At 69.5% G+C, this 12,088-nt stretch carries 11 protein-coding genes; 5 read left to right on the top strand and 6 right to left on the bottom strand.

Annotation, left to right across the window (positions count from 1 at the left end; all coding sequences use genetic code 11):
* Positions 1–5: 5 nt before the first annotated feature.
* The gene (locus VFG42_RS00435; RefSeq protein ID WP_324904063.1) at positions 6–407 is read left to right on the top strand and encodes a nuclear transport factor 2 family protein; all 402 of its coding nucleotides are present in this window, start codon (positions 6–8) and stop codon (positions 405–407) included.
* On the opposite strand, the gene VFG42_RS00430 is transcribed toward VFG42_RS00435, so the two are convergent.
* A complete protein-coding gene (locus VFG42_RS00430; RefSeq protein ID WP_324904061.1) occupies positions 313–1,230 on the bottom strand; it encodes a helix-turn-helix transcriptional regulator in 918 nt (305 codons plus the stop codon). The two genes, VFG42_RS00435 and VFG42_RS00430, sit on opposite strands and share 95 nt — an antisense overlap.
* A gap of 127 nt (positions 1,231–1,357) precedes the next feature.
* On the opposite strand from VFG42_RS00430, the gene VFG42_RS00425 reads away from it, so the two are divergent.
* Positions 1,358–1,918 (top strand): SDR family NAD(P)-dependent oxidoreductase, encoded by a 561-nt coding sequence (locus tag VFG42_RS00425; protein WP_324904059.1) that lies wholly within the window; start codon positions 1,358–1,360, stop codon positions 1,916–1,918.
* Between the two features lie 197 nt (positions 1,919–2,115).
* Here the strand turns inward: VFG42_RS00425 and VFG42_RS00420 are convergent, their stop codons facing one another.
* Both VFG42_RS00420 and VFG42_RS00415 read right to left on the bottom strand, forming a co-directional pair.
* Positions 2,116–2,373 carry a hypothetical protein gene (locus VFG42_RS00420; RefSeq protein WP_324904057.1) on the bottom strand — a complete coding sequence of 86 codons (258 nt, stop codon included), beginning with the start codon at positions 2,371–2,373 and terminating at the stop codon, positions 2,116–2,118.
* A 5-nt stretch (positions 2,374–2,378) separates the two neighbouring features.
* Entirely contained in the window at positions 2,379–2,975 is a 597-nt protein-coding gene (locus VFG42_RS00415) for a leucyl/phenylalanyl-tRNA--protein transferase (RefSeq protein ID WP_324904055.1), read from the bottom strand.
* A gap of 57 nt (positions 2,976–3,032) precedes the next feature.
* Between VFG42_RS00415 and VFG42_RS00410 the strand changes: the two genes are divergently transcribed.
* The gene (locus VFG42_RS00410) at positions 3,033–4,190 is read left to right on the top strand and encodes a site-2 protease family protein (protein WP_324904054.1); all 1,158 of its coding nucleotides are present in this window, start codon (positions 3,033–3,035) and stop codon (positions 4,188–4,190) included.
* 161 nt (positions 4,191–4,351) lie between these two features.
* On the opposite strand, the gene VFG42_RS00405 is transcribed toward VFG42_RS00410, so the two are convergent.
* From VFG42_RS00405 to VFG42_RS00395, 3 genes are all read right to left on the bottom strand, one after another.
* Positions 4,352–4,999: a pyridoxamine 5'-phosphate oxidase family protein gene (locus tag VFG42_RS00405; RefSeq protein ID WP_324904052.1), complete on the bottom strand. Its 648-nt coding sequence runs from the start codon at positions 4,997–4,999 to the stop codon at positions 4,352–4,354.
* A 111-nt stretch (positions 5,000–5,110) separates the two neighbouring features.
* Entirely contained in the window at positions 5,111–8,086 is a 2,976-nt protein-coding gene (locus tag VFG42_RS00400) for a hypothetical protein (protein ID WP_324904050.1), read from the bottom strand.
* On the bottom strand, positions 8,083–10,347 hold the full coding sequence (locus tag VFG42_RS00395) for a hypothetical protein (protein ID WP_324904048.1): 2,265 nt from the start codon (positions 10,345–10,347) through the stop codon (positions 8,083–8,085). The genes VFG42_RS00400 and VFG42_RS00395 overlap by 4 nt, the downstream gene beginning before the upstream one ends.
* A gap of 252 nt (positions 10,348–10,599) precedes the next feature.
* On the opposite strand from VFG42_RS00395, the gene VFG42_RS00390 reads away from it, so the two are divergent.
* Together VFG42_RS00390 and VFG42_RS00385 are read left to right on the top strand one after the other, a co-directional pair.
* Positions 10,600–10,974, top strand: coding sequence for a hypothetical protein (locus tag VFG42_RS00390; protein ID WP_324904045.1), 375 nt, complete (start codon positions 10,600–10,602; stop codon positions 10,972–10,974).
* 3 nt (positions 10,975–10,977) lie between these two features.
* Positions 10,978–11,193 (top strand): hypothetical protein, encoded by a 216-nt coding sequence (locus VFG42_RS00385; protein ID WP_324904043.1) that lies wholly within the window; start codon positions 10,978–10,980, stop codon positions 11,191–11,193.
* Positions 11,194–12,088: the final 895 nt, after the last annotated feature.

Raw genomic sequence — 12,088 nt, 5'->3', positions numbered from 1 at the left:
CCGCCATGAGCGCCCCTCAGCACTTCCGCGCGGCCGTCGAGGCCCAGGACATGGACGCCGCGCTGGCCACGCTGTCGCCGGACGTCGTCTTCCACTCGCCCGCGGTCTTCCACGAGTACCGCGGGATCGAGGCGGTCGGCGGCCTGCTGCGGATCGTCGCGCAGACCTTCGAGGACTTCCGCTACACCGACGCGCTGTCGGGCGACGGCGACGCGCCCGTCCACGCGCTGATCTTCCGCGCGCGGGTGGGCGACCGCGAGCTGGAGGGCATGGACCTCGTCCGCGTCGGCCGCGACGGGCTGATCGACGACTTCACCGTGATGATCCGTCCGGCGTCGGGCCTGATGGCGCTGGCTCAGGCGCTCGGGCCGAAGGTGGAAGCGGCCGGGATCCATCACGCGGGCTGACCGCGACCATCGACGACAACAACGCCAGGGCGCGGGCCGAGGCCGTGTCCGGCTGGGCGTGGTAGACGATCAGCATCTGGCCGTCGGCGCCGTTGACGGTGAACGACTCGTAGTCCAACTCCAGCTCGCCGACGATCGGGTGCACCAGGTGCTTGGTCCCGTGCGTCTTGGCGTGGACGTCGTGGCGGGCCCAGAGCTTCCTGAACAACTCGCTCTTCAGCGACAGCTCGCCGACCAGCTCGTGCAGCAGCGGATCGTCGAGGTCGGGACCGACCTGCGCGCGCAGTGACGCGACGGTCCCGGCCGCGGCCCGCTCGAAGTTGGGGTGGACGGCCTGGAACTCGGGGTCCAGGAACATCGACCGCACCACGTTGGTCCCGACGCGCTGCGCCGGGTTGAGGACCAAGGCCATGGGGTTGGCCGCCAGCACGTCCATGCGGCAGCCCAGGACGTGCGCGGGCGACTGCGCCCATGCGTCCATCAGGCGCTGCAGGCTCGGGCGGACGCGCTCGACGCGCGCGGGCGCGCGGTGGCGCCGCCGGGGCGCGGGACGCGCCAGCTCGTGGAGGTGGGCGGTCGCGTCGTCGTCCAGGCGCAGCGCGCCGGCCAGCGCGTCCAGCACCTGCTCGGACGGATGGTGGTCGCGTCCCTGCTCCAGGCGGACGTAGTAGTCGGCGCTGACGCCCGCGAGCATCGCCAGCTCCTCGCGGCGCAGGCCGGGGACGCGGCGGCGCCCGAGGTCGGCGATCCCCACCTCCTCCGGCCGGACCAGCTCGCGGCGGGCCCGCAGGAAGCGGCCGATGCGGTTCTCGGCGTCGTCCATGGCCCACAGGATAGGCGGAGGCCACCTCCGGAAGGTGGCCCTGCGACTCCCAGGGATGGCGCGGCTCTGGCTAACCCTTCCCGCGCGGCGCAGGATGTCGTCCATGACCCTGCTCGACTCCCTCCCCATGACCCGGACCATCGAGCGTCCCCCCGCCGGGCGCGTCGCGGTCGTCACCGGCGCGACCGCGGGCCTCGGCGCCGCGACCGCGGTGCGGCTCGTCGACGACGGCGCCGCGGTCGCGCTCGTCGGCCGCGACGTCGAGATGCTCGACGAGCTGTCGGTGCTCCTCGACGACGACGGCGTCGTGCCGATCGCCGCCGACGTCTCCGAGCCGGCCGACATGGCGCACGTCCTCGAGGTCGTGCGCGCGAAGCTCGGCCGGATCGACCTCGTCGTCGCCGCGCCCGAGGGCCGCCTGGCGGTGTCGCGCGCGTTCGCCGGCGACCTGGCCGCCTCGGCCGCCGACGGCCTGCCCGCCGACCTCGTCCACGTCGGCGCGATCGCCGTGCACGCCACCGGCGCGCTGCGCGCCGAGCTCGCGCCGCTGGGCGTGCGCGTCAAGGCGATCGAGGCGGTCGGCGCGTCCGCCGACGACGTCGCCGACGCGCTGGCCTACGCGGTCGCGGCGCCGCCGGCGGTCAACGTGGCGGCGATGACGATCGTGCCGACGGCGTCGGCGCTGTAGCGCCGACGCCGGCGGCCGAGCCGCTCGAGGGTGGCCCGCGAGCCCGGCGAAACGCGGCGTGCGCGGCGGCCGCGGCTCAGCCGAGCTGCTCGAGGCCAGCCCGCGAGCCCGGCGAAACGCGGCGTGCGCGGCGGCCGCGGCTCAGCCGAGCTGCTCGAGGTCGGCCCGCGAGCCCGGCGAACCGCGGCGATCGCGGCTCAGCCGAGCTGTTCCAGATCGCCCCGGAAGGCGACCAGCTCGCGCTCGACGGCGACGTCGTCGCCGCGCATCTGGCGCAGCTTGGCGACCGTCTCGGCCAGCGCGCGTGCGCGGGACTCGATGGCGCGCAGCGCGGCCGGGTCGTCGAGGTCGGACGGTCGGACGGCGGCGAGCGCGCGCAGGTGGTCGTCGAGCCAGAGCTCGCGCTCCAGCTCGCGGCGCTGCGTCCACGTGAGGCGGTGGCCGGTGTCGTCCATTGCCCTTACAAGGATAGGGCCTCGCGGAGGCGCCGTTCGTAGTCCTCGCGCGGGATCTGGACGGCGCCGAGCCGCAGCGTGTGCGGCGTCGCGGTCTGGATGTCGCACAGCTCGACGCCGTTGGCGGCCAGCGCGTCGAGCGTCCGCGACACCAGGACGTTGCCCGCGTGCGGGACGCGATGCCACATCGACTCCAGCATCGCGGCGCGGCCCACGGACACGGCGACCAGGCCTGCGGCCAGGCCGTCCTCCTGCGTCCAGATCTCGAACGTGTGCGCATGCCCGGCCGCGGACAGGACGCGGTAGAGGCGGTGCATGCGCGGCGTCAGCCAGACCCCGTCCTCCGGCGTGCGCGGCCGCGCGCAGTGGGCGATGACCTCGTCGAAGGCGTTGGAGATCCGCAGCTGCCAGTCGTCGCGCGCCCTGAGCGAGCGGCGCACGCGGCGCCGGACGGCCGCCCGCGACGCGTCGTCCAGCTCGAAGACCGTGCGCGGGTCGGCGACCCACCACGGCAGCTCGCGCGGCAGGTCGCCGTCGGCGCCCGGGTCGTCCATCGGGAAGAGGCCTTGGGCGTAGAGCCCGAGGATGGTGCTGACGTCCACGGGCCACAGGGTGCCGCAGCGCGGCATGCCGTGCCGTACGCGTCACAATGTGGGTGAATGTTCGGCGCAGGAGGCTCCAAGCAACTCGCCCGCGTGCTCGGGATCCGGATCGGCGCCAGCCCCGGCTGGTTCCTGTTCCTGTTCCTGATGATCTGGTACCTGTCGGTGCAGTTCCGCGATTCGCTGCCCGACGCGAGCGACGCCACCACCTACGCGGTCGCGGTCGCGGGCGCCGCGCTGTTCTTCCTGTCGATCGCGCTGCACGAGCTGGGACACGCCGTGGTCGCCCGGCGCAACGGCGTCGAGGTGCTGGGGATCGACCTCTGGGTGTTCGGCGGGCTGGCGAAGCTGTCGCGCGACTCGCAGTCGCCGGGCGAGGAGTTCCGGATCGCGGCGGCCGGGCCGGCGGTGACGCTCGCGCTGGCGGTGCTGGCCGGGGTCGGCGTGGCGCTGCTGTCGCATCCGGACTGGCACGTCGGCGTGTTCTCCGACGGCAACGACACGTCGCCGCTGCTGGCGCTGCTGGCGTGGATGGCGCTGGTCAACGCGGGGCTGCTGGTCTTCAACCTCGTGCCGGCCTTCCCGCTGGACGGCGGGCGGATCGCGCGGGCCATCGCCTGGAAGGTCACCGGCGACCGGCATCGCGCGACGCGCGTGGCGGGTCGGATGGGCCAGGCGTTCTCCTACGTGTTGATCGGCTTCGGCCTGTTCCTGGCCGCCGACGGCGACTTCGCCGACGGCCTCTGGCTGATGATCCTCGGCTGGTTCCTCTCGCAGGGCGCGCGCAGCGCGGTCGTCTCCTCGCAGTTCGCCGAGCGGATCGAGGGCGTGACCGCGGGCGACCTGATGGACAACGAGCCGGTCTGGATCCCGCGCGGCGTGACGACGCTGACCGCGCACGACGAGTTCTTCCTGCGCTACCAGCTGCCGTGGATCCCGGTCGTCGACGAGCACGACGGGGCCTGGGTGGGCGTGCTGCGCGCCGAGATGGTCGACGCCGCGCTGGCCGACGGCCGCCCGACGCTGACCATCGACGAGCTGATCAAGACCGACGACGACGCCGCTTCGATCGCGCGCGACACGCCGCTGGAGCTGCTGCTGGGGTCGGAGCCGCTGCGACGCTTCGGGGCGCTGGCGGTCATCGACGGCGACGGCCGCCTGTGCGGCGTGGTGACGATCGACCGCGTGCGGCGGGCGTTGGCGGCGAACGTCTAGTGTCGTGATTCATTGATTCGGTCGCAGCATTCCGGGATGCTCGGCCCCGTCAGGCGGTCGTCGATGACCGCAGGCGACCCCTTGGGTCGTTGAGGATCAGCGACGAGCGCATGGCGGCGGCGAGCGCCCGGAGGCGGCCAGCGAATCAATGAATCACGACACTAGCCGCCCCACGCCGCCAGCGACGGCGACGGCGTGATCCCCTCGCGCAGGCGCGCGTCGGGCTGGGGCGTGCCGGGTGCGAGCGTGAGCGGGACGACGCCGGCCCAGACGTCCAAGTTGTAGTCCTCGTCATCGTCGACCGGATCGCCGGTGCGCAGCTTGGCGGAGGACTCGGTCAGCGGCAGCGCGAGGACGCGCGTGCCCTTCAGCTCCTGGCGGGTGGGCGGGCGGACCTCGTCCCAGCGACCGGGGAGGAGCTTCTCGGTGAAGGCCTCCAACGCGCGCTCGCGCGCCTCGGGGCCCTCGACGAAGCGCGCCGTGCCGAGGACGACGACCGACCGGTAGTTCATGGAGTGGTGGAACGCGGAGCGGGCGAGGACGAGCCCGTCGATCAGCGTCACGGTCAGGCACGCGGGGACGCCGGCGCCCAGCAGCGTGACCATCCGCGACGCCGCCGAGCCGTGGATCAGGACCTCGTCGCCGACGCGCGCGTGGAGTGTCGGGATGACGTAGGGCTGCCCGTCGGCGACGAAGCCCAGGTGCGCGACGAGCGCCTCGTCGAGGATCGCGTCGATCGTCTCGCGGTCGTAGTCGGCGCGCTTGGGCGCCCGGCGGACACGGCTGCGCTCGGAGGGTGCGGTGGCCATGGCGTCGAACCGTACGAGCAACTTGGCCCGCGTTCCAGGACCAGTTCACCATCAGATTTCAGGGCCAACCATCGGTCGCCGGGACGCGGGAAGCGCCCCGGCGCAGGTGGACTACCCGTGGACGGTCAACGTCTTGGTGATGGTCTTGGCCTTCTTGGAGCCCTTGGCCGAGAACGACACCTTGGCCCGGACCCGCACGTCGCGATGGCGGGCGAGCGCCGCCTTGGCCTTGGCCGTGAAGGGCACGGAGACCGTCGCGACCGTGGCGGTGACGATCGTCCGGCGGGTGGTCCTCAACCCGGTGCCGGAGACCGTGACCTTGCCCGCGCCGAGGCCACCGACCTTCAGCTTCAGCGAGGCGGCCGTGTGGCTCGAGGACGCGATCCGCAGGCTGCACGGCGTGGCCATGCCGACGACGATGTCCGACTCCTTGTTGTTCTGCCCGGTCAGCTCCACGTCGGCTTCCTGGTTGCCTTTGCAGATGTCGGTGCCCGACACGGCCAGGATCCCGTGCCTGCCGCCGTCGATCGTGAGGTCGAACGAGCGCAGCGGAGCGTCCGGCAGGTTGTCGAACGTGGTCACGAGACGGTCGTCCACGACCTCCGAGCTCGCGTTGAGGTCGATCCTCACGCCCTCGCCGGCGAGCGGGATGTACAGCTTGGGCAGCGTCGCGACCTGCCGCTTGGACTTGGGGTCGATCCGGAACCCGTGGACGAAGTAGACCGGCGCCGACAGCGGCACGTGGAGGATCGAGGTGGCCTTCGCCGTGCCGACGATCGACTTCGCCGGGCACTTGTCCACGGCCGCCTCGGCGGGCTCGCAGAGCCCGTTGGCGTTCAGCGGGTCGAGCGCGAGCGCGAGCGGCAGCTTGGCCGTGACCTTGCGGCTGTTGGCGTCGTTGGCGCGCGGGGCGAGATGGGCGGTCAGCGCCGGGTGCTTGCCGTCCGTCGTCTGCCCCCTGCCCGAGAGCGCCATCGTGAGGCCCGGCTTGTAGCCGAGCGACGCGCAGTTGGCGGCCTGGAAGCGCGAGGCGACCGCCACCGTGGCGCCGCTCGTCGAGCCGATCGTCCCCGTGACCCGCGACGGCGCGCAGTTGGTGGGGTTGAACATGAACCCGGGCCGGTCGATCGTCACGTTGACGTCGCGCAGCCGCAGCGGGATGCCCTGCAGGATCGTCGGCAGCGGATCCGCGACCACCGTGATCGCCGCGGTGCTCGGATCGACCGACAGCGCGGCACGCACGACCACGGTGCCGAGGTCGAACGGCCCGGCGAGCGCCGGCACCACGATCGACAGGCCGAACGGCGCGCCCTTGTACGGGCCCGTCAGGTACACGCCGCCGCCCAGGTGGAACGGGTTGACGCCCGGACCGGAGCCGACGGTCGTCGTCCCGATCCGGCTCTCCGTGCCACAGGTGCCGGCGTTCGCCGCGCCGTCGGCGCAGAGCGTGACGTCCTTCAGGTTGCCGAGCAGCCCGGGCGGCATGGTCATGGCCACCGTGCTCAGCTCGTCGTCGGCGTCGGTACGAGCCAAGTTCATCGTGAAGCTCGTCGTCGCGCCGCCGGCGGGGTTGACCGTGCCCGCGTCGAACGACGGCGCGAACCCGTGTGCGCAGCTCGAGTCGATGGTGAAGGAGTCGGTCGACGTGACCGTCGGACCATCGCCCCACGGCGTCAGCTCGGCGGTCGTCGTGTAGGTCCCGCACGTCTCGGGGTTGGCGAGCGCGGCGCGCGGGCCGTTGCTGAACGTGAGGGTGAAGTCGCTGAACGGCAGCTGCGGGTTGTTGTCGAACGTGGCCTTCAGCTGTCCCGTGACCGGGTCCGGCTCGACATGGCCGGCGAGCTTGACCACGACGCCGTCGCCGCTGGCCACCAGGTAGATCGCGAGCAGGCTGTTGAAGGGGTTGCTGCCCTGCTGGGCCAGGTAGATCGATCCGGACAGAGGATCGTTCAGCAACGGCGTGTCGATGTCGACCGTCCCGATCTTCGAGCTGTCGGGGCAGTCGGGCAGCGTGCCGTCGTTCAGGCGGATCTGCGCGGGCGAGCAGGCACCGAGGCCGTCCGCGGACGACGGCGAGACCGAGACGCCGGCGGGAAGCGTGACGACGGCCTTCTTCAGCGTCGCCTCGGCGAGCCCGTCGGGGTTGTCGGTCTGGGGGACGTGGAGGCCGACGGCGAAGCCGGCGGGGCTGCCGGCCGCGTAGCCGGTGGGATGGGCGGTGAGCGTCGGCTTGAAGGGCAGACGCTCACAGCCGATGATGCCGACCGGGCCCGCGGCGTCATGGTTGACGGCCTGCGCGGTGTCGAAGACACCGGTAGCCTGCCACGAATCCGCATGCCCAACCGCATTGGCGACCGGCGAGCAGGCGGAAGGATTGGTCAGAAACGGAGCGCGCGGGGCCTGACTCGGGCAGTCGCCGCCTTGGTAGAGACACAGCCCGCGAGAGCTGTTATGGCTCGAATCGGCTGGTACGCCCCAGATCGTCACGACGCTACCGGTCCAGGGAAGGGTTTGCGGAAGATCCTTGACCGTGATGTTGACGCCGTAGTCACCCCCCGTTCGCACCGACGCCTGAAGGTGGACCGCAACGGCAGCCGCGGCCAGGAATCCGAACTCGGCGGGCATGCCGGGTGGAGGCTTCATGTTGTAGAGCTGGAACGGGATGGTGATACCAGACGTGATCAGGCCGACGACCCCGATCTGAGAGTTCACCGGACAGGTTCCCGTCTCTAGTTGCGGCTCGGAACAGGTAGGGACAGAGGTCGGATCTCCGACAAAGCCAGCCGGGAGCTCGACTGTGAGATTGCGCGGGCTCTCATCCGGCAGGATCCGGTTACGCCCGTCTCGATGAGAGGGGAACTGGAACATGGTCGCGACTTGGTATGGATGTGCTCCGGCCTGAACGGACGGCGTGCCATCCGCATTCGTCGAGGCGAAGTCAAAGGCGTCGATATGGACCGCCGCCCGCGCGGGGGCCGGCCCAGCAACAAGCGTCGCCATAGGGGCCGTCAGCGCGACCGCCAGACACGCCTTGACCAGAGTCCCGCGCATTGTCATGTTGAGGCTCTTGCTCGTTCGCCTGGTCATCGCCGGAGCTCCAGCGTCATGGTCTTTGCGCTGCGCACGTGGGAGAAGCTCACCCGTACGGACAACCTCACCTTCGCCTTGTGCGCCAACGCGCTCCTCACTGACATCGCGAGATGCACACGCACGCGGACGGTCCCAGCGCGCGGCGCGTTCACGTTGGCGGTTCCGACCGTCGTGGCCCGACCGCGCACGGTCCGCGAGACCCGGGCCTTGACGGTCCCGCCCTCCGAGACGCGGACCGCGAGCGTCACGTAGCCCGTGCGAGCAGCCTGACGTTGTGCGGACTTCGACGGCACGGTGACACGGAAGCTCGGCGTCGAGGGCGTACGCGCCGACGCGTTGCCATCGCCAGCGACGACCCGGCTGGCTGGCGACGGGTCCGCTGGCGCGAGCGCCGGCGGACCCTGGCAGGCATCACCCGAGCACGGCTGAGCGCGCGCCGGTTGGGGGAATCCGCCATCAACCCGCGCATCGTACATGTCAAGGTTGTCATCCACGTCGGCCGGAACGAGCTGCTCACTGGTCATGAAGAAGACGTCGTCTCCGTTCGCGCTGGCGCTCGCGAAGTAGGAGTCTCCCTCGCTCGAGCCGGTAGAGATCAGGTGAACCGCGCCGTCCTCGTACTCGTAGACATCGATCTTCCCGTTGACGTCGGCCGGGACGAGATCATCACCACTCTCAAAGAAGACACGCCGCCCGTCGTCCGTCACGCCGCGCTGCAGGTTGCCCTGCGGCCGGACCGGTGGCTCGGGCAACGTCGACGGTCCGACCGGCCTCCTGCCGCGGGGGTTGCAAGAGACACAGGTCAACTTGTTCGAGGAGGCGTCGTAGAGGAACACCTCATTGTCCGGCTGCCCCGTCACGGCATCCGTGTTGTCATAGCCCGTAAGCGACCGCGAGGACATATAGAGCAGGTGCTGGCCGTCAGGCGTGAGCCGCGCCGTCTTATGTGCGGCCTCAAACACGCTCAAGATGTTGGTCGCATCGTCGGTCAGCACCAAAGAGATCGCGCCCTCATGCCACCGGTATAGGTTCCACTCACCAAACGACCCCTTGCCAGGCAGGTACTGTCGGGTACTCTGGAAGTACACGTCGGACCCGTTCTTGGAAAGCCCCAGCACCCCCACCACGCCCCCTCCCGGAGGCGCGCTCGGGTCTGCCTCGACGGTCAGGTTGGAGAGGGTCCCGAGTTCGACGTTGTAGCGGTACAGGCTTGTGACGCCGAGTGTCGCATCGTCGGTTAGAGCCTCGGTGCTCGTGAAGTAGATGTCCGAGCCGTCCGCCGACGCGCCCCAGAAGCGAGGCGGCTGGTGCCCCCCCGGGTCGGATGTGGCACGGCGAGAGCCCGAGACCAGGACGGTCAGGCTCCCATTCTCGCGCAGGTAGATCTGACCACCGTCCTGCGGGTTGCCATCCGGCGTTCCAAAGATGACACGCGATCCATCTTCGGAGATCGCCGTGGGCGTTGGCGCGCCGGTCCCCCCCCCTGGAAGCCCACCCGTCGACGACGGGGTCCCGTCCGGAAGGATCGTCACGAGTCGCAACTGGCCGCCGACCCACTCATACAGGTTGGTGAGCCCATTGGCCGGTGGAGGAGGGGGAACGGGCGCGTCCGGCGTGAGCGCATCGTCAGACGTAAACAGCACATGCCTCATGTCAGCGCTAGCCCCGGCAAACGTGTACACGATCTGATCTGGAACCCGGGTTACTGGTGGATGCACGCTCAGCGTCGTATACGTCCCGTGATCGTTGTCGCGCAGATACAAGTTGTTTGCGTCTGCGGTGTCGTTGTCCGCCAGATGAGCGTTGACCGGTGTACGAACGACCGCCTTGTCAAGGTTTGGGGTGAAAAACATGAACGAGGCAAAGCTCGGGAAGGGCACCGGCAACTGCGCAGGCGCCAACACCTGCGTCTGCCAACCGGTCGCGCCGCGGCGACTCAGGGTTGCATTGGTGAGCAGAGCAGAATTTGCCCCGGGGAAGACTCCTTGGGTCTCGTAGACGACGCCACCTCCATCTGCCGCCGCAACATAGGTCTGGATCATCTTGTCACCGCCCTGCCGAAGTCCGACGTCATTGCCATTCTTGTCAGGCGGCGAGACCTGCTCGTAGGCCCGACAGTCGGGAAGTTGACGCGCGACGTCGCCACGCACCGCCGCGTTTGGGCACCCGGACGCCGACGCCTCGGCGGCCCACGGCCCGGCAACGAGCGACACCAACACCGCGATCACGGCGCCCGACGACCCAGCCACGTTCTTCATCCTCGCACGCCTTTCATAAATCACGACCCAGCAGCCGCGGCCGCGGCCGCAGCCACGAACCCAGGCGGGTTACCGTAAACAGAAGCGGCTATAGCTGTCAAAGGCCAGCCCACCCTAGGCCCCAATTTCACACATCAGGGGTCGCTCCGAACCATTGTCGAAGCGACCCCTGTCTGAGTGTCAGCTAGGTCGATGCCCCCGGCTCCCCGAGGACATCGACCTCCAACCTAAGTGATGCTCGCACTCGGAACCGTGACCGAGCCGGACATCACGCCAGACGTGTCGCCCGGGCACAGAGACCCGGACTCCGAGATCGTGAAGGACGTCGAGCTCGGCGTGATCGTGGCGCTCGAGTTGTTCCACGTGGCGGGGATCGCGACGTTCGCGGCCGTGATGGTGCACACGGTGAGACCGAACGCAGTCATCGTGATCACGGCGTTGCCGTTCGTCACGTCGAGGGCCGTAGTGCTAGTAGCAGTGATGTTCCACGCGCTGGAGGAGTTGACGTCAACAGCGCTAACGCCCGGGACGCTCGTCGAGCAGGAGGAGAACGTCGGCCCCGCGGCCACGCCCGCCGCGTTCGTCGTCTGGGCGAGATCGTTGCCCGTCGACCGCACGCTCGAGTGATAAGTGCACGACACGGTCGAACCGCCATTCGCGGTCAGCGTCAGGTTCCCGTGTGCAGTCAACGTGGTGTTAGCCGGATCCCAGTTCGCCGCCGACGCCGATCCTGCGCCAACCAACGCCATCGCCGCCGAGGCGGCCACAACGACCGACCCGAGCTTCTTCATGCTTCGCATGTTGCTCTCCTTTGTGCCGGTGATCTGCACCGACATTGGTGAATGAGTAGATGGTCCTAGCAGTAGGACGTGCCGTGTTAAATCGGCATGCCCCACCAGGCCGTGGACGCATAGGGAAGTCGACCCGCTGCGCACGAGCCCAGGTACACCGGCCCTAGCCACTAAGGACTTTCAACCGGCTGCGTGACCGTCGCACGCCATCGGGCAAACTGTCCAGAGCCAAATGGCGAGATGGACATTTGAGTCAGCAATCCACATCGCTGTCCATCACCTGTCGGCGGCCGAGGTTGATAGGACCGCGCAACGAGTGATGACGCCCCTCTGCTACTCGGAGGCCCAGCCGTAACCACGTCGATCGAATTGCGCATGCACCGACCAAGCGCAGCCTTTCGGCGCCGGCTCGGCTCTTTCAGGTATTGCCTGTAACTGAACAACTGCTGAGACGGTGAGCCCAACAACGCGCCGCTTCGGCAGATCACGCCGGGTTGGTCCGCCTTCCAAGGCCACGTGACTCTGTAACGATGAGGCCAAGTGGACCTGCACCCTCGACCTCGACGCCTCCGCCGGCCGCACGCTGCGCGAGGCGGTGCGCTCGGGTCGGCTTCCCCGGAGATGTCCCGCTCCCGCGGAAGCTGAGAGGTGCGAGACAGGTCCCCTCCAAGGAGACCGGACACAAGACAGACCGTAGGTGTCGGTTCGGGCTGGCGGCAAGGATCGAGATGGTCCGGCGTCGTCAGGCCGGTGAGTCGTTGCGTTCGATGGTGTTACTCGCCGACGACGGCGCAGACGGCGGGGTGCCGCTGGCTTGAGGCCGATGATCAAGGATCTTGAGATCGGGCTGCGCCGCAACAGGCACGAGAAACCTCACGCGCTTGTCGTGATCGCCGTTCCGCCGTCCAGGAGGGCCACATCCGGCTGGTCTCCGCCAAGCTGCATAGCGC

This window comes from Baekduia sp. (assembly GCF_035685985.1).
Taxonomy (GTDB): domain Bacteria; phylum Actinomycetota; class Thermoleophilia; order Solirubrobacterales; family Solirubrobacteraceae; genus Baekduia.
This window is presented reverse-complemented; position numbering and strand designations above follow the sequence as displayed.